26 protein-coding genes and 2 tRNA genes are annotated in these 16,147 nt (G+C 56.8%); 2 read left to right on the forward strand and 26 right to left on the reverse strand.

Features of this window, described 5'->3' with window-relative positions; genetic code table 11:
• Positions 1-6 precede the first annotated feature (6 nt).
• Both BN3911_RS13260 and BN3911_RS13265 read left to right on the forward strand, forming a co-directional pair.
• Positions 7-80: transfer RNA gene (locus BN3911_RS13260), tRNA-Gln, on the forward strand.
• A gap of 42 nt (positions 81-122) precedes the next feature.
• A tRNA-Pro gene (locus BN3911_RS13265) sits at positions 123-199 on the forward strand.
• Between the two features lie 178 nt (positions 200-377).
• Here the strand turns inward: BN3911_RS13265 and BN3911_RS13270 are convergent.
• From BN3911_RS13270 to BN3911_RS13395, 26 genes are all read right to left on the reverse strand, one after another.
• A complete protein-coding gene (locus BN3911_RS13270; RefSeq protein WP_066866433.1) occupies positions 378-1,823 on the reverse strand; it encodes a peptidoglycan DD-metalloendopeptidase family protein in 1,446 nt (481 codons plus the stop codon).
• Complete coding sequence (locus BN3911_RS13275; protein ID WP_066866443.1) at positions 1,823-2,098, reverse strand: phage holin family protein; 276 nt, start codon at positions 2,096-2,098, stop codon at positions 1,823-1,825. The genes BN3911_RS13270 and BN3911_RS13275 overlap by 1 nt, the downstream gene beginning before the upstream one ends.
• Entirely contained in the window at positions 2,099-2,320 is a 222-nt protein-coding gene (locus tag BN3911_RS13280; protein ID WP_242871057.1) for a hypothetical protein, read from the reverse strand.
• Between the two features lie 106 nt (positions 2,321-2,426).
• Complete coding sequence (locus tag BN3911_RS13285; protein WP_242871057.1) at positions 2,427-2,648, reverse strand: hypothetical protein; 222 nt, start codon at positions 2,646-2,648, stop codon at positions 2,427-2,429.
• A 72-nt stretch (positions 2,649-2,720) separates the two neighbouring features.
• Positions 2,721-3,149, reverse strand: a complete 429-nt coding sequence (locus BN3911_RS13290; RefSeq protein ID WP_066866446.1) for a hypothetical protein — start codon at positions 3,147-3,149, stop codon at positions 2,721-2,723.
• On the reverse strand, positions 3,149-3,526 hold the full coding sequence (locus tag BN3911_RS13295) for a hypothetical protein (protein WP_066866447.1): 378 nt from the start codon (positions 3,524-3,526) through the stop codon (positions 3,149-3,151). Before BN3911_RS13295 ends, BN3911_RS13290 begins: the two co-directional genes overlap by 1 nt.
• A gap of 10 nt (positions 3,527-3,536) precedes the next feature.
• Complete coding sequence (locus BN3911_RS13300; RefSeq protein ID WP_066866448.1) at positions 3,537-4,088, reverse strand: hypothetical protein; 552 nt, start codon at positions 4,086-4,088, stop codon at positions 3,537-3,539.
• An 8-nt stretch (positions 4,089-4,096) separates the two neighbouring features.
• The gene (locus BN3911_RS17500) at positions 4,097-5,245 is read right to left on the reverse strand and encodes a phage upper tail fiber protein (protein WP_066866449.1); all 1,149 of its coding nucleotides are present in this window, start codon (positions 5,243-5,245) and stop codon (positions 4,097-4,099) included.
• 10 nt (positions 5,246-5,255) lie between these two features.
• A complete protein-coding gene (locus BN3911_RS17230; protein WP_066866450.1) occupies positions 5,256-5,618 on the reverse strand; it encodes a collagen-like triple helix repeat-containing protein in 363 nt (120 codons plus the stop codon).
• A gap of 27 nt (positions 5,619-5,645) precedes the next feature.
• Positions 5,646-5,993: a hypothetical protein gene (locus BN3911_RS13315; RefSeq protein ID WP_066866451.1), complete on the reverse strand. Its 348-nt coding sequence runs from the start codon at positions 5,991-5,993 to the stop codon at positions 5,646-5,648.
• An 84-nt stretch (positions 5,994-6,077) separates the two neighbouring features.
• Positions 6,078-6,413 carry a hypothetical protein gene (locus BN3911_RS13320; protein WP_066866452.1) on the reverse strand — a complete coding sequence of 112 codons (336 nt, stop codon included), beginning with the start codon at positions 6,411-6,413 and terminating at the stop codon, positions 6,078-6,080.
• Entirely contained in the window at positions 6,413-7,732 is a 1,320-nt protein-coding gene (locus BN3911_RS13325; RefSeq protein WP_066866453.1) for a radical SAM peptide maturase, CXXX-repeat target family, read from the reverse strand. The genes BN3911_RS13320 and BN3911_RS13325 overlap by 1 nt, the downstream gene beginning before the upstream one ends.
• Positions 7,729-8,025, reverse strand: coding sequence for an argonaute/piwi family protein (locus BN3911_RS13330; RefSeq protein WP_066866455.1), 297 nt, complete (start codon positions 8,023-8,025; stop codon positions 7,729-7,731). The genes BN3911_RS13325 and BN3911_RS13330 overlap by 4 nt, the downstream gene beginning before the upstream one ends.
• A 93-nt stretch (positions 8,026-8,118) precedes the next feature.
• Positions 8,119-9,126: a hypothetical protein gene (locus tag BN3911_RS13335; protein ID WP_066866457.1), complete on the reverse strand. Its 1,008-nt coding sequence runs from the start codon at positions 9,124-9,126 to the stop codon at positions 8,119-8,121.
• 4 nt (positions 9,127-9,130) lie between these two features.
• Positions 9,131-9,553: a hypothetical protein gene (locus tag BN3911_RS13340; protein ID WP_066866459.1), complete on the reverse strand. Its 423-nt coding sequence runs from the start codon at positions 9,551-9,553 to the stop codon at positions 9,131-9,133.
• 19 nt (positions 9,554-9,572) lie between these two features.
• Positions 9,573-9,962 (reverse strand): hypothetical protein, encoded by a 390-nt coding sequence (locus tag BN3911_RS13345; RefSeq protein WP_066866461.1) that lies wholly within the window; start codon positions 9,960-9,962, stop codon positions 9,573-9,575.
• Positions 9,963-10,763 (reverse strand): hypothetical protein, encoded by an 801-nt coding sequence (locus tag BN3911_RS13350; RefSeq protein WP_066866463.1) that lies wholly within the window; start codon positions 10,761-10,763, stop codon positions 9,963-9,965. It lies immediately after the preceding gene.
• On the reverse strand, positions 10,750-11,928 hold the full coding sequence (locus BN3911_RS13355) for a baseplate J/gp47 family protein (RefSeq protein ID WP_066866465.1): 1,179 nt from the start codon (positions 11,926-11,928) through the stop codon (positions 10,750-10,752). Before BN3911_RS13355 ends, BN3911_RS13350 begins: the two co-directional genes overlap by 14 nt.
• 11 nt (positions 11,929-11,939) lie before the next feature.
• Positions 11,940-12,293, reverse strand: a complete 354-nt coding sequence (locus BN3911_RS13360) for a contractile injection system sheath initiator (RefSeq protein WP_066866467.1) — start codon at positions 12,291-12,293, stop codon at positions 11,940-11,942.
• Positions 12,290-12,700, reverse strand: coding sequence for a hypothetical protein (locus BN3911_RS13365; protein WP_066866469.1), 411 nt, complete (start codon positions 12,698-12,700; stop codon positions 12,290-12,292). The genes BN3911_RS13360 and BN3911_RS13365 overlap by 4 nt, the downstream gene beginning before the upstream one ends.
• 3 nt (positions 12,701-12,703) lie before the next feature.
• A complete protein-coding gene (locus tag BN3911_RS13370) occupies positions 12,704-13,639 on the reverse strand; it encodes a phage protein (protein ID WP_066866471.1) in 936 nt (311 codons plus the stop codon).
• Positions 13,632-13,967, reverse strand: coding sequence for a phage baseplate plug family protein (locus BN3911_RS13375; protein ID WP_066866473.1), 336 nt, complete (start codon positions 13,965-13,967; stop codon positions 13,632-13,634). The genes BN3911_RS13370 and BN3911_RS13375 overlap by 8 nt, the downstream gene beginning before the upstream one ends.
• Position 13,968: 1 nt before the next feature.
• Positions 13,969-14,589, reverse strand: a complete 621-nt coding sequence (locus BN3911_RS13380; protein WP_066866475.1) for a type IV pilus assembly protein FimV — start codon at positions 14,587-14,589, stop codon at positions 13,969-13,971.
• A 64-nt stretch (positions 14,590-14,653) separates the two neighbouring features.
• On the reverse strand, positions 14,654-15,067 hold the full coding sequence (locus BN3911_RS13385) for a type II toxin-antitoxin system HicB family antitoxin (protein WP_066866477.1): 414 nt from the start codon (positions 15,065-15,067) through the stop codon (positions 14,654-14,656).
• Between the two features lie 46 nt (positions 15,068-15,113).
• On the reverse strand, positions 15,114-15,311 hold the full coding sequence (locus BN3911_RS13390) for a type II toxin-antitoxin system HicA family toxin (protein ID WP_066866479.1): 198 nt from the start codon (positions 15,309-15,311) through the stop codon (positions 15,114-15,116).
• Positions 15,312-15,493: 182 nt separating this feature from the next.
• Positions 15,494-16,081, reverse strand: coding sequence for a hypothetical protein (locus BN3911_RS13395; protein WP_066866481.1), 588 nt, complete (start codon positions 16,079-16,081; stop codon positions 15,494-15,496).
• Between the last annotated feature and the right edge of the window lie 66 nt (positions 16,082-16,147).

The raw sequence follows: 16,147 nt of genomic DNA on the forward strand, positions 1-16,147 counted from the left end.
AAGTGAAGCGGTATTGTGTAAAGGTAGCACAGCAGACTCTGACTCTGTTTGTCTGGGTTCGAATCCTGGTACCGCTGCCAAATGGCCTCGGTTTTATTCAGAAAAATCCGAGGCCGTTTTTACGAGGTGTGGCTCAGTTTGGTAGAGCGCTACGTTCGGGACGTAGAAGTCGCAGGTTCAAATCCTGTCACCTCGACCACACTCAGCCCTTCAAATTTGGCTTTATTGCTGGATTTGTAGGGCTTGTTTTTTCGTCTTAACCTTCGTTTGGTCATTGTTTGGACATCACATCAACCAAAAAAAGCCCCCGGCCTCTGGAACAAACCAGGAAGCCGGGGGCTCTCACTATGCCCAGGAGAGGGTACGCCCGGGCAGTCTTATTCTGCATCTGCGGGAGCAGGCTCCTCCGCCAGCATTTTAATCAACCTGACGGCGCTGTACCGGATGTTGAGAATCCTCACGCCGTTTACGGGAGCCTCTTCGCCCTCCAGGGTCCCCCGGTCGATCAAAGCCTGTACATAGGGCCTGCCCCAGGCCGGTACGTCGTCAATGGTGCGGTAAATGGGGTCCTCCGCCTCCAGAGCGCGTTTTACAAGAACCGCCGCCTTCGCGTCACTGTGCCGCAGCTCCAGGTCTCCCGCCGTGCCGCCGCGGATGACGCCCTTGTCCATCAGCTCCTGGATGTCCTTTCTCCAGTAGTCGGGCACTTCGCTGACCTTATGGTAGGTGGGGTTAGCGTAGCCGATTTCCTCCCGTGCGATCTTCCTTGCCTCTGCTTCCGTCAAATCCGGTTCCTCCTTTTCCGTGTTCAGCCCAGGCAGATCCGCCGCAAGATACGGGGCCGGGTCAATCCTGACGTCGTCTGTGTTGCGCACCTCGAAGTGCAGGTGATTGCCATAGCTGTTCCCGCTGTTGCCCATGTTGCCGATCTGCCGGCCCTTTTCCACCTGCTGCCCATCAGATACCTTCACCCCGCTCAAATGGGCGTACAGGGTAAAATAGCCGTTGGGATGCCTGAGCTTCACGCAGTTTCCATAAGAAGCGTTCCCACTGGAGCCCTGGTCGTTCCCATAGCCAGTCTGGCAAAACACCACCGTGCCGCCGCTGTGGGCAATGATAGGCGTTTCCGGGTCGGTTTTCCAGCCCAGGTCAACGCCGCCGTGCCCATTCCCAAACCCTTGGGTGATGGCGTTTTCCTGGGAAGAAAACACCCTGCTTTTCGTGCTCACGGGGTTCCCTCCTTTCGTGAGAGACGGGTAATCCTTGTAGGCATAATTGCCGTCAAACGCTTTCCCTCCGATCACCAGGTTGTCCGTAAACTGCCAAATACCGTAGGGCTTCCCATAGCCGCAGGAGGTATCCCAGTCCGCCACCCATTTGTCGTATTTGTCCAGAACAGGACTGCCGAGCTTTCCCCGCAGCCAGGATAGAAAGGAATAGATTCCCACATATAGCCCCGCCGCCTCCATCGCCCTGCAGTAGGTATCGCAGATCACCGCCAGATCGCACCCGGCCTGCTGAGAGTCCTCCACGTCATACCAGACGCCGTAGGCGGGCTTTCTGCCGTTCAAAACCCGTAGGGTATGGGCGGCTTCGCTTTTGGCCATGTCCGCGTTTTTCGCATAGGAGTAGAGATAGGCGCCCCAAGGCATGCCCGCCGTGTCGGCTTTTCTGACGTTCTCTGCAAAGCACGCGTCGTCCTGGAAGGGATAATCGCTCCCGTACCCGCAGCGGATCAGGACAAATTGGATTCCCGCAGCCTTGAGCGCCTGAAAATCCACACTGCCGTTCATTTCGGAGACGTCCACGCCTTTTATCGCCATCACAAGTCCCCGCCCTTCGTGAGCTGTTTCCCAATCTGGTTGGCGCCGGTGGCGGCCAGCCCGGAGACGATTCCCACGGCCGCGGCCGTGAGGAAATCATTGGCCGGGAAGTCAGGCATAAAGAGCATGCCTACGACCCCCAGAATCCCGCCTAAAAGCCCGCAGACAATGGGGATGAGTCCGTTGTTGTCAAAGGGCGTGGCCTTCACCACCACCCCCGCCAGATAGCAGATCACCGTAATCGCCGCCACGCTTCCAATTCCCGTCAGTTCCATTCAAGTTCCCCCTTTGATATGTTCCAGTTCCGAATTGACATCATCCAGCCTGTGATGCGCCGACTTGATGGCATTCTCCGCCACCGCCATGCGCTCCACCACCTGGTTATGCTTTTCCACTTTCTTTTCCAACTGCTCCAGCCGGAAATTGGTCATCCTCGCGCTGCCGAATATTCCCAGCAGGGAACCGATAAACGTCCCCGCCAGGGACAGCAGCGCCACAACTACAGTGCTGTCCGTAACATCACTTCCTTTCTGCTCAGGCTTCAGGGAGAAGCCNGCAGATCACCGTAATCGCCGCCACGCTTCCAATTCCCGTCAGTTCCATTCAAGTTCCCCCTTTGATATGTTCCAGTTCCGAATTGACATCATCCAGCCTGTGATGCGCCGACTTGATGGCATTCTCCGCCACCGCCATGCGCTCCACCACCTGGTTATGCTTTTCCACTTTCTTTTCCAACTGCTCCAGCCGGAAATTGGTCATCCTCGCGCTGCCGAATATTCCCAGCAGGGAACCGATAAACGTCCCCGCCAGGGACAGCAGCGCCACAACTACAGTGCTGTCCGTAACATCACTTCCTTTCTGCTCAGGCTTCAGGGAGAAGCCTGCTTCGGCCGCCGCTCAGTTCGACCCGCCGGCATGTGTTCCTCCGTTTATTTTATTCTCCATCCCCCCATACCCATATGCCTTCACATACAGGGACACAGGCTTAGAGGAGTCGGCGCAGGAGATCACAATATTCCTGCTGGAAAGAGACAATGTGGATCGAGACAGATTGACAACGCCCTTGCTGGAGTCGCTTCCTGTCAGAATCAGCTGTGCACTTTCCCCTTTGTCTATTCCGGGGATAATAAAGTAAGGCACGAATTGCTGATAGTCCTGAAGGATCAGATACCCTCCTGTGGCTGCCAGTGAATTAGCCGCCACACTTACCGTCGTGGCCCCCGCCGATGTCTCATCCAGCCTTTCCGGCAGAAAGCCCACATATTCCTCTCCAGGAACCAGCAGCCCCGTTTCCATCTTCACCATCACCGGATTAAACACAGCCATCACATCACCTCCCAAATCAGCGCCTGATAGGTAAGGTCGGCCGCCGGGAGGGAAGAGCAGGTAAAGGTCAGGCTGTCCGGCGCCTGGGCCGTACAGCGCACCCCGGCCTGGCCCGCCTCCTCCCAGCTGTCCGGAGCTGGGCAGGGGAACACTGCGTTGTCCGCCGTGACCCCCAGCGCCGCCACCGTCTGTACGCCGTCCGTCCACCCGGACGCAGCCAGCGTCACGGTAACGCAGAGGGCCTTTTGCGCTTTCTTGTCCCAGCCTTCTATTTTCTGCGCCAGAGGGACCCCCTGGGCGTCGTACACCGCCGCCGCAGAGGTCACCGGGTACAAATTTTCTCCCGCCGCCGTCTTCAGCGGCTTGATGATAGCCATAAAACCACTCCTATCTTATCAGCGGGCTGCCGCCCAAATACAGTTGTACCGCCTGTTTCGTTCCCAGATACGCCGTCTTGATCACCCCCGCGCCGATGGAAGCACGCAGAGATTCTTGAATCGGAGCTATCGCATACAGATTGGCAAACAACGGACTTTCTGCTGAAAAGCTGCTGCCGTCCACACCGCATTCAAATAGGTAGCTCTGGTAATTGTCTTCCGTGGAAATCCGGCAGCCATAGCCTTCAAGGAAATTATTCATTTCCTCAATCACCAGACTCACAGACGCCGCGGTGATACTGTTTTTGTATCCTCCACCGGGAAGGGGGACGCTTTTAATTTCACCAGCCAAAACCTCATAGAGAGTGGGAAGGAAGACTGCAAACTCCCCAACAAAATCGTTCATTTCAGTCGAATCTTCATTGCTGATGAAAAAGTTCCTGATTTTATCCAGGAATCCCGCGTTCATAAGGATATTGGGATCCCCTTCCGGAAGGGGGAGAGGCGTATTTTTCAGATAGTTCAGGATTTCTGCTTCACGAGTAGAAGTGCCGCTCGGCATGTTGTTTCTCACCCCACAATCAGATACAGCGTCTCCGGGTCCTTGACGGCTATGGCGTCATACTGCGCCTGAGAGCCGCTCCAGATGGCCTTAACCGTGGCGGACCGGGGATATTCCTCCGCCGGACGTCCCCCCAGCCTGTCGGCATTCAGCGCGGCGTCCTCTATGGGCAGGGCGTCCCCTTCCGCGTAAACCAGAGCGTCCGGCAGCTGGTTCGCCGGCACCTTTCCCTGTACCAGGTCCGGTTTTCCTTCCAGCCCCGCGGTATGGGCATCCGCCAGCTCCTTCAGTTCGGCAAGGTTGACGGTCACTGGATCAGTACCGTCAGGATTCCTGCTCACTTCCAGCCCTCCCGCCGTTATCTTAACGGGGCTGGCGTCCGGCAGTACAGTCAGTTTTTGTCCCTGTCCAGAAAAGACCTGCAGCTCGGATATCTTGCTTTCGGATTCCTCCACCCGCAGCCCGTAGCCTTCGGGCAGATAGAGCTTTTGGAAGGCAAATTGAGCGGGGCTCGCCTCCGAGGTGATCCCCAGCGGGACCGTGGTGTCCGTGGTGCTCAGCGTCACCTTGACGTAGGCGCAGTGGGAGGGCACCACAACGCTGCCGCCGTCGCTGACGTTCTTGTAGGAATAAGATTTCCCGTCGCTGAGATACCAGTCCAAGATGGGCGTTTTCCCGCCGTCATAGCAAAAGAGCACGTTCGTCAGTTTCTGACCGTTGTCCACGCTGACCTTCCTGCCCGGGTTCACTGGGATAAAGTCCGCCGTGCGCACCTTGGAGGAGCTTGCTTCCGGTTCTCCCGTGTCACGATTGATTCCCCCGGCTTCCAGTGCAGGAGAGGAGGTGCTTTCCGGATTTCCTCCCAGCGGATGATTGTCCGGATCCGACACTGCTTGCAGCAGCGCCAGAGCGGGGGTGCGCTTTACAGCCCCGTCCTGCCTGGCGTACAGCTCCGTCTCCACTGTGAGCAAGCCTGCCTCCGGCGCGTCTCCCGCCCATTGGCCCGCTTCTCCCCTGTCTCCTTTCGGCCCCTGGATCCCAGGATCCCCCTTGTCTCCTTTTAGGCCTTGCGCTCCCGTAGAGCCGGTCTCTCCCTTAGGCCCTTGAGGCCCCGCAGGGCCAACCACCAGCCCAAGATCCACTGTCCTCAAAGCCATAACGCCCTCCTTATTCGTAGGTGGCAATCAGATGTCCGTTGTCGTCGATAGCCAGGGAAGGGGTCTTGCCATCCGCTCCCGCTGCGCCGGGGGTGCCTGTGTCTCCTTTTTCTCCCTTGGCTCCGGTCAGTCCGGTGTCTCCTTTGGGCCCTTGAGCTCCCGCAGCGCCGGTGTCGCCTTTTGCTCCCGTATCGCCTTTGGGGCCTTTCAGGGTGCCGCGTTTCGTCCATCCGCTGTCCGTCTTTTCGTAAATGTCCCCGGCAACTGTGTCCAGCGCCCAATCTCCCACGATTCCCAAGGATGCTCCAGGGGCAGCGGTTACATTGTGCATTTGACTGCCGACGATTTTTCCAAGATCTATTGTCTGTGCCATACCATTTCCTCCATATTCATTTCAAGGTCATTCGTAACTCACCAGCAGATGACCCGCCGAATCGATGGAAAACACCGGCGTCCTTCCATCCGCTCCCGTTTTTCCGGGAGGCCCCTCCGCATTTCCGCAGTCAATTGTCTCCCCACTTGCCATCGTCAGAACAAGGTGACCATCCTCCCGGACTGCCGCACTCAGAATCGTTTTTCCTTCGGCGCTCTGGTCCTGCAGCAGCCGAACCGCCTTGATGTTGTTGAGAATTGCCGTGAACAGCGGATTGAATGTTCTAGACGCAGAGGCAGGATCTGAATCCAGAAGGGCAGGGATTTTCTCCGTGTATTCCGGAAAATCCGCAAGCTGATAATCTTTCCGTTTCATGAATATCCCCTTTCCATAAAAATTCACCTATTTTTTACACTCGCTGTCCCCCCTGCGCCATCGACATATTCGTGCCCTGAAAGGTCATACACCACCGGCCCCCTCCGGGTTCTCCGGCTGTCTCTCCAAAGTGACAGTCAGGTTTTTCTTCCCGTCCACCAAGAGCCGCTGGGCTATATCAGTGATGCTGGTGTACCCTGTGTAAACAGCGCATTCCTCACCCCCGCAGGAAACGGTCAAGGTTTCCAAAGCCCCGGGGGCCTCCAGCAGTTCCCTGTAACTGTCCAGCCCATTCTGGGATCCGCTGTCCTCAATGGACAGCCTCCAGGGACTGGCACTGAACAAATTCGCCAAATTATAGCTCTCCTGCACCGAGGTGGCCGCAAAGGACGTACCATTTTTCAAAGTGACAGTAAACATTAAACTTCCTCCAATTCTTTCAGCATGTTCCATTCTGTTTCGTCGATAATTTCAAGCGCCCAGTCTTTCGGAATATAAATTTTGTGCCGCTTCCGGGAATCCTCCGCCCGGTATATTCGGTTCCAGTGGTAGGCGTTTGCCAGAGCCCTGGCTTTGTGCATCACACAAATAAAAGTAGCACGCCTGTCCGGCGTGCCGAAAATCTGGTAATTATAGGCCGAGCACCAGGAGCAGCCCTCCGCAATGGGGCAGGAAAAGCATTCGTCGGTGCTCTGGGTGCGCCGGTCGATACACTGTAAACAGTGGGCGCAGTTTTTGTGTTCCTCCGAACGCAGAATCCCCGTGTCCACATGCCCAACGGTAAGGGGCTTAATCCCCTCTCCCAGGGAATTTGGCATGTACCTGATACAAGGGTAAATGTTCCCGGTGTAGTCCACGGAAATCATGTCCCCGGTGCCCCCGCACCAATTTTGTAAATCTTTGGGATCCTTCGGGTGGAAAAAGTTTTCCTCAAACATGGAAATGTAAGCTTCCTTTTCCAGCCCATGTTCCAACACATACTCCGAAAGGTGCTTGAGCTGTCCATAGAGGATGCGGGCGTGGGAAAGTTCCCAGCCTTCTTCGTAGACGCAGTTTAAATTGATCTCCCGGTATCCGTTTTCCAGCAGGGACTTCACCGCCTCAAAGCTGTGCTCCACGTTTTGGGGGCAGAGGGTCATTTTGGAGCCCATCGTCCCGCCCAGCACGTCCACAAAATGCCGCACGCCCTTCATGGCCAGGTCGTAGCTGCCCCGGCCGTCAGGAAATACCCGGCAAGCGTCATGGAGTTCCTTGTTGCCGTCGATAGAAATAGAAAAGGAGAGATGGGACATATGCTTTTTCAGATATTCCTGTACTTTTGGTTGGAAATAATGAGTCCCGTTGGAACAAATGGAGATACAAAATCGTGTAGCCCAGGGATGCTGCAGCCGGATCAATTCCCCGATGAAGTAATCGGTAATCTGGTCAATGAGTTCGATTTCCAACAGCGGCTCCCCGCCGATGAACTCAATGATAACCCCTGGGGAAAGTTCCGGATTGATGTACTCGTTGTCCGAGAGGATTAGGTCAATGAATTTTTTTGCCGTTTCAAATCGCATCACGTGATTTGCTTTCACACCCTGGTAGCAGTAGGTACACCGCAGAGAACAGGCGTCCGTCACGGCAAAGGTCACGGTGCGGGTGAGGACGCCCCGTTTGGAGACGCCTCCTCCAGACGACTGGTTGACAGGAAACAGCCGGGCAAGCCTGTCCTGGAACTGCTCCGTCCGGCGGGTCATGCCCCTTCCCCCTGGGACAGCGCCACCTCTCCGGTCTGGTAGTCCAGCGTCCAGTTTAAAAGCCCTTCCTTTGCCCGGGGCAGCACAAATTTCTGCTCGAATTCCTTTTTCGCCGCCTCGAACTGCACAAAGAACTCCCGGTACTCGTCGTGGTACTTCCGGAAGCTCTCCCCGGTGATGTCCGCCCCCTGGCGCAGCATGGCCTCAATCAAAGCCCGCCTTGCCTCCACCTCAAACCCCAGGCTTTCGATGTAGTCGATCAGTTCTCTTTCCTTCACCATAAACGTCTTCATGTTGCATGTCCTCTTTCTGTTATATTTTGTATAGGTCAAAACGGTTTTTAAAATAAAAACAGCAGGGGAGAAGCCTCCTCTGCTTGCAAACCCTTATGTGCTGGTAGCTGAACCGTAGCACTGGGCCGCGCAGGTCCCCGTGCAGGTGGCCGTGCAGGCGGTGGAGCAGGAGGCCTTGCACTGTCCGGAGCACCCGGAAGAACATCCGGAGCATCCGGAACAGCCCCCGCAGCCCGAACAGCCCGAGCAGCCCCCACAGCTGGCGGAACACCCTCCGGAGCAACTTCCCCCGCAGCCGCTGCAGGTGTTGGAACAACCAGAGCAGCCGCTGCCGCAGCCTCCAGAGCAAGAACCCCCGCACCCGGAGCAGCCTCCGCAGCCCTTGCACCCGGCGCTGCAACCTGTGTTGCAGTCCCCGCTGCAGCCTCCGCAGCCGGTACAGCCCACGCAGCCCACATGACAGCCTGTGCAGCTGCCCAGACAGGCTGTGGTGCATCCACCGCCGCAGCCGTTGCTGCAGCCCTTACAACCCGTGCAGCTTCCCGTGCAGCCACTGCAGGCGTTGGTGCACCCGCTACTGCAGGAGGCACATCCGGAGGAGCACCCGGAACAGCCATTACAGCCTGTACATCCGGAACTGCAGTAACTGCCGCAGCTTGCAGAGCAGCCTCCGCAGCCGCTGCTTCCACTGGATCCTCTGCACCCGCTGCAGGTGCTGGTGCAGGTGGCGGCGCAAAGCCCCGAGCAGGCCCCCCGGCAGGAGCTGGAGGAGGCCGTCATGCCTTCCGTGCCATAGTTCGCAACCTTGTCCAACAAGGCCCCGTCAAAGGCGGCAGGGATGGGGTCCCCCGCACCGGAAGGCGTTTCTCCCCCCGGCGTAATCCCCTCCACCAGCAAAAGGCCGGGAATGTCCGCAACCTCCAACAGGGGATTAATCACCTTTTTCCCGTGCTCCGCCAGCACCCGGCCCCCGGATTCCGGCTGGATCGTAAACTCCCAGTCCGCCCCGGAAAAGGAAGCGAGGCTCCCGTTTCCGGAGCGCCTTGCCATCTCCGTTTTCACCGCTTGCTTCAATTCCGCGATCTGTTGTATTGTCAGCATTTTCTCACCCCCAGACCGCGTTCACGGCAATCCAATCCGTTCCGTTATAAAACTTCAAAATGTTCCCATTCCCTGTGTCAATCCACCCGAGCTTCACATTCTCCGGCGCTGCTTCCTGCGCAACTAGCCCACCTTGGGCATTGAGGTATGTATCCGGCACCTTCCCGTCCGCCCCCAGGGGGGCCACGCCGTTCGCCTCGCCTTTTTCTCCCCTGCCGATGTAATCCATGTCCGGCAGCTGCGCCTCCGGCACTTTCCCGTTTACAAGGTCCGCCTTGTATAGATGATTTGCATGGATATTGTCCACCAGCTTCTGGAACAGCGGGTTGAATACCTCCTCCGCGTTGCCGGGATCGCTGTTCTGCAGCCTGCGGATTTGTACCGTATATTCCGGCGATTGCGCCGGGTTGTAATAACTCTCTGGCATCCTTCCGTTCCCCCTGTTCCTATAGCTTGCAGTCAAAGACGAATTCAAACTCTTCGTCTTCCTCTTTGAACTTCGGCAAGGTGTTCCTCAGCATATAGAGGGCGCCGTCCCCGGACACCAGCGCCATTTCATTCAGGCCCATGCCGGCCAGTTCTCCCTCCGGGACCACGATGCTGAACCGCGCCGTGGTCTCATCCGGATAGGCCGGTTCCGCAACCGGGTAGCGTCCCACCTCGTTGTGGAGGGATGCCTGCGTTTCAGAGGGGATTAGGGGGTTCCCCGCTTCGTCCTGCCCTCCGGTTCCCAGTGCAATATACCGGACAGGGGAGAGTGCCTGCAGCGATCCGCTGAGCAGCCCGCAGAGGCGTCTGCGCAGCTCCAGGCAGATCACATTGTTTTCACTTTCCATTTAAAAATCCTCCTTTTTTGTCTGTCCCGCACGCAGCCGTTTTGTGCCATCCAGCAGATAGGTCCCGTCCAGCCTCCAGACAGGAGAATGCATGGTGACGGAAGCGCCGGACCGCACCGGGAGCCTGCATGCCCACCGCAGCCGGAACGCATGGGGAAGGAAGAGGCCGAACCTCCAGAAACCCGGCTTCCAGCTTCCGTCCAGAAGCCTGCTGCCGTCCAGGGGTACCGGCTTCAACGCCCAAAAATCCACGCCCGCCCTTATGGTAAACAGAACGGGCGCAAGGCTCTGCTCAAGCAGGAATTCCGACAAATAGGGAATCTGAAAGGAAAAGGAGACTCCCGCCGGCAAAAGCTGGTCCAATATGGCCTTGATCTCCGCTTTGGAAGCCGGAGACTGTTCCAGAACCTGCGTGCCGGCGACCCGCATCCTCACCCGTCTGTCCCGGTCCTCCCTGTCGCGGATCGTGAACTCCCCCGGTCCGCATTCCATGATGTTCTGCAGCGCCACAGAAATGTCCGGCTGAGTGCCGTCCCCCCGGTCCCGGGCCATTTTATGATACAGCAGCACCCGGTATCTGGCGTCGTCCGCGCTTCCCCGCGGCTGGCCCACCTTTTCTCCGTGCAGGTCCAGGGTTTTTCCAATCGCCGTGCGGATATCCTGGCTCTCCTCCGTCAGGGCGGCAGCCTCCCGCAGCTCCTCCAGAGCTTCCGCTGAAAGCTGCAGCAGCTTGTAGTTGTTGCTCTTTGGATCCTTCCGGTATACGTCGGGCAGCTTCCTTACCAGGTCACTGGTCTTCATAGGTTTCCACCTCCACCGTCACATGCTCCGGGGGAATTGTAGCCGCCTCCATTGCCGTACAGGAGATGTTTGCGGCGGAAAACGTCTCCCCGTCCGCAGAGAGCTCCAAGCTCACCACGTCACAGACCCCGGGCACGGAGAGCACCGGACCGTACAGCCTGGACAGGATCACATCCGCTCCGTTGGAAAGCTTGTCCAGACAGGCGGAAATTTCCGCTTTCACCTGGTCGCTTCCTCCTTTAGGGAAGGAATCGTCCACAGCGATTCTGACCTTTGCGTACAGGATCTTGTCCAGTACATGGGAAAACCGGATAAGATGGGGCGTGCCGCTTTCATCCTTCACCTCAACGCCCACACTTCCCCAGGCCTTAATGCCGGCCGGCTTCCTGCGGAAAATCGCCTGGGCAATCTGCGCGTCAAGTTCCGACGGGGCAAACACGGCGCATTCAAAGGAGCCCGGAGGACGTCCAGCCGCATCGGTCTCCTCCCCGTCGTTTTCCATCACCGTGCAGGCGCGGACTCCGGAAACCCGGAGAACCGCCGCCCGGATCGCATCGGCGGTGGAACTGCCCGTGCCGGACCTGGCCTGGCGGTACCTGGTCCGGAGTTCCGGATCCGTCTCCTCGTCCTTTCCGGATTCCTCTATGCCCAAATGGCGCAGCCCGGTCACGCGGGCATCAGCCTCCACAATCCTGACAAGAGAGCCTGCAGGCACATTCCCGCTTTCACCGGGTTCGTTAGCGTAGAACAGCGCTTCCGCCGTGCCGTCATCCCCCAGAACGGTATCCTGCTCCGTGTGGAATTCCAGACCATCTTCCGTCGCCGCCAGAAAGCCCGCAGGGACAGCGTATCCCGGAAGCCCTGTGAGCAAAACCCGGTGAACCGCCCGTGTCGCCGGGTTCCTCCCGTTGAGCCCCGCTTCTATGACGAGGCGCTGCAAACTGGACCCCGTTGCGGTGTTGGGGAAGATCGCATAGTAAATCCGTTCCAGTTCTTCATAAGCCTGCGCCAGGTTTTCCACCTCAAGCCGGATATATTTCCCGAAGGGCGTTTTCTCGTCCGTCTCAATATCCGCCCCAAACAGAGCCCTTGCCCGTTCCACCCGTTTTGCCAGCAGCTCTTCATACAGGGGCCGCTGAAATCCTTTTTCCGTCAATGCCGCCATACGTTCCCCCTTTATACCATCCTGCTGCCCGTCACTGCCTCCCCGCTTCCGCTGCGGGCGCTGAAGGTGAGCAGCAGCCTCCGCTCCGAGGTCATCTCACAGGAAAAACTCTCCAGAGAAAAGCTCTCATCCACCTGCTGCAGCCCTGCCAAAAGCTCTCCCCGCAGCGTTTCCCCGTCCGGATGCTTCCCTGTCAGCAGGGCCCTTCGGTCGATGCCCTCCTCGGGGTTCCCCGCCCATTCGCCCCGGTTTGTCCCCAAGACGCATTCGCAGGTCTGCCGGAGCAGCTCGTTCCCCTCTATCATTCGGATCCGTCCGCCGCGCAGCTCCAAATCACCGCCGTGGTCCAACGCAAAGCCCTTCATACGATCACCCCCGCCACCACGCTGTCCTTGATTTCGTGATGCCCTGCCGGCGGCGTTTCGGACCGCCCGCGCCGGGCGCCGGAAATGTCCCGCTCACACACCACGCACAGGGCGATCTCCCCCGCCCGGATCGGCTCCATCACAAGATGCCGCCCCAAGCCCCCTGCGGCGGCGCAGGTCTCGCCCCAGCCCAGCTTGTACCGGGCATTCCAGAGGATGGGCACTCCCAGCACCGGGGGCTGCGGCGTCCCCTTTCCGCCCAGAGGCTTCTGCAGCGTCAACGGCTGCACGTCGGCCACCCCTTTTTCTAAATCCACCCGAAGCAGCCTTGCCAAATAGGCTGTATGGGTATGTAAAAGAGCCTGCTCAGCGATACCGCTGCCCAGGCCCCCTAAAGAATTTGCCATACCTCAAATCACCGTCAATTCCGTAATAAAATCCGTGCCGTTATACACGTGCTTTCCCTCCAGCACATGGAAGGCCCCCGTCACATCCCTTGTCCTGAGATTTACCAGAGAACCCGTCATGGCCCGGTGCTGCAGCAGCAGCTTCAGCCTGTATCCCTTCCGGATCTCCGTCTCCCCGTCCTCCTTGAGCTCCTCCTGAAAGGGCTCCGGACTCTCCAGCAGCCCGTGGGAGGAATCCAAATCAAAACGCAGCCCGTTTGTGCTCTCCCGCACGTCCTGCGCATAAATCTTCCCGCGCTGGATATAGGTGGAGATGCCGCAGGTCCGGGCGTACCTGTCAATGCTCTGCATGATTCCCCCGCTCACCGTCACAGCGTCCTCATAGATGTGATCCTTCCGCGCCCGGAACACGGCGATCGGCAGCCCCAGGCGTTCCAGCAGAGCCCTCAGAATGTAGGATGCGCTGGTCCCGGCGGAAAAGGATATGTTCTCCACGTCCTTTTCCTTCAGAGCGGGATTGTCCACGGCGCTGATGACCGTCTTCCGGTCCACGCCCACCCAGGGACTCTTTACGTCCGAGATGACGCCGGAAAAGATCACGCCGGTATCGTCCCCATATCCCGCTGTCAGCGTGACTGCCTTGTCCAGCTCCAGCCGTTCCCGTGTGGCCCGGCTTAAATTGTATACGGTAAATTCCGCCTCATTGGCGGTGGTGTCGTCGTCAAAAGGAACGGTAAACTCCAAATCCAGATTGGCAAGGTCAATAACGGACCCGCCCGCTCTCAAAACCGCTCTGGCGCCGAACAGCCCCGAAGGCGGCGAGGGTACCGATTGGGAAAGATCCTCCTTCAGCAGATCCAGCGCCCGGATCACCCTGGAATACCGTTCCCTTTCCCCTCGGGGTCCCAGCGCTTCCCCGCTGTATCTTTTGTCAGCCAACAGCGCCGCCCCCTTCGTCGTCCACGGTCAGGAACACCGTCTCCCCCAGGTTTTCCCAGGTCACGGCCTGCTCCTGCCCGGATTCATCCAGCGGCGTCAGGTCCAGCGCCGGGAAAACCCCGGCCCGGTACACGTCCCGGAACAGCGGCATCCCGTAAACCAGGGGTTCCCCCGAGCAGAGCAGGGATCCTGCGCTGTCGTACAGGCTAACGGTAAAAAAACAGGCGGTCCGGTTGTAATCCACGAAAAAGGTATAGGCCCTGCCCGCCAACACGATATCAAACCGATAGGGGATCAGATTTTTGTTAATCTCGATCCTGTCTCTCATATCACTTCCTCCTGTTCCCTACCCAAAGCCTCGCCCCCACCTGCATGGAGGTGGGATCCCCGGATATGGAAAAGGCCTGTGGATTCCTGGCAATCACGTCGCTGCAGGTGAACCCATAGGTCTTGGTGGGATACGGCGCATGAGGGGCAGCCACCAGATCCCAGATGGTGTCCCCCGCCTTCACAGTATAATAGACTTTTTCCTCCGTACTGTTTTCCTGAATCTGCTGCGTCCCGGCGTTTTGCCGCGGGTCGGAGGACTGGCCAACATAGGAATTTCTGGCAAACCTCCCGTGCTTCAGCTCCATCTCAAAGGTGAGCCCCGCCATCACACTGCCGGGGTGCCCCGTGTCGAACCTGGTAATAAGCATGTTTTTGTCGTAATTCCGCCCGGCATAGGTCACCGGTGTTGCGGTGGCGGCCAACTGCCGCAGCTTTGCCAGTTTCTGCGCCGCATCCGGCCCCACCACCTCCCCCTGCAGCTTGATCACAAAGGGCTGAGGCCGCAGATGGTCCGCAACCGCCTCCCCATCCTCCACCGGATGGCTGGAAAGCTCATATTCCTGTTCGACCCTTTCCCCGTCCTCATCGATAAACACATAGATCCCGTTGATCAGCGCCAAGCAGCCCCCTCCTTTCCATAAAAAAGAAGCCCGCCGCGTGGCAGGCCTCCTCTTTTTGATCTTTTTACACCCTGGGCTGATCGTCGAGCCCCAGAGTCTGTTTCAGGGCGCTCTGCAGCACCTGCGAGAAATTGACGTTCTTCCGCTCCGCCGCGCTGTTCAGCCATGCGGGGATGGTCAGCGTTTTTTTCACTGAAACATTTTTCACCTGCTGGCGGACAAGAGGCATATAAACAGAGATCAGCGCAGGGACTTGGTTCTTCTCCAGATGGATTTTGCTGATTGGCGTTGATTCGGGAATCTCTTCTCCATCAGCCTCCATCCCATAAATGTGCAGTCCCATCGCCTCCTCCGCGTTACGCAAGGCTTCCTCCTGCGTCTGCGCGCAGGGCAGGCAGCCGGGGAGATCAGGAAACTCGATAGAGATTCCGTCCTCTGCAAAATCCAGTATGGCGATATAGGAATACGTGTCCTTCATTGCCGGTTCTCCTTTCTGTACAAACTAGAGGGAAAGCGGAAGCCCGTCAGGGGAATTTTACCCCTGACTGCTTCTCTATGTTTCTTACTGTTCCCGCCGGGATATCCTTTTTCGGGTGGGTTACCGTTACCCGCCCTTTCTTTGTGGGATGCTTGAATTGATGATGGTCCCCAACGCAGCTCACTTCGTACCAGCCATCGTCCTGAAGCATCTTGATAATTTCCCGCGAGGAATAGCTTTTCATTCCGCCTTCCCCCTTTCACTGTACTTATTATAGCACGTATTACGATACGTGTCAATAAGAAAAGAGAAAATTTACACGTGTTTTCTTACGTATAAATCATAATAGGTATAAGAATTCCGCCCTAACAGTTATCGGGACAGGGCGTTTTTGGCGGTTCACCATAGGATTTTAAAAATTTGTTCCTATGAAAAATTATAGTCTTGAAATCCCATCCCTATCTCTGCTATTTTTTCATCCTTGACATGGATGGTCATGCTATACACTTTTCGACCTTCCTTTATCATTCTGGCGTAATCATAATGTCCTTTTTCATCTGTTTCTAAATAAACTAGCTTTCCATCATCATCTTCATAATAGGAATACGTCAAGCCTAAGCACTCCTTACCTTTCAAGAAGTCGGGGGAATGCTTTATCGCTTCTTCTACAGTATATTTTTGTTTAAGATCAGCAATATTTGCTTTCTCTTCTTCTGTAGCAGAGCGCCAGTAGATGATTGTCCAATAAAATTTGTCTATATCATACTTTTCAAAAGCTGTTGTTGCCCTATCTCCTATTTTCACACCACATCTTGTTTGAAAATCCCCGCCCTTTTCTGCATTCAGCCTCGTTAAATAGATCGAACTGTCTTCCGACGTAGGGAAATCTATCTCTTTACCACTATCGTCATAAAAGGAAAAGTCCTCTATTGAAACAGTATTTGCAGTTTGTGAACACCCAGCAAACACAAGTAGCAGCAGCAGGCAAACAGATACTGTTAAACCTTTTTTCATGCCATCATTTCCTCTCCCCATTTTACTTTTATAATATCACAAAACAAGGAAAAGAAACAGCATTAT

Source organism: Neglectibacter timonensis, assembly GCF_900048895.1.
Classification (GTDB): domain Bacteria; phylum Bacillota; class Clostridia; order Oscillospirales; family Acutalibacteraceae; genus Acutalibacter; species Acutalibacter timonensis.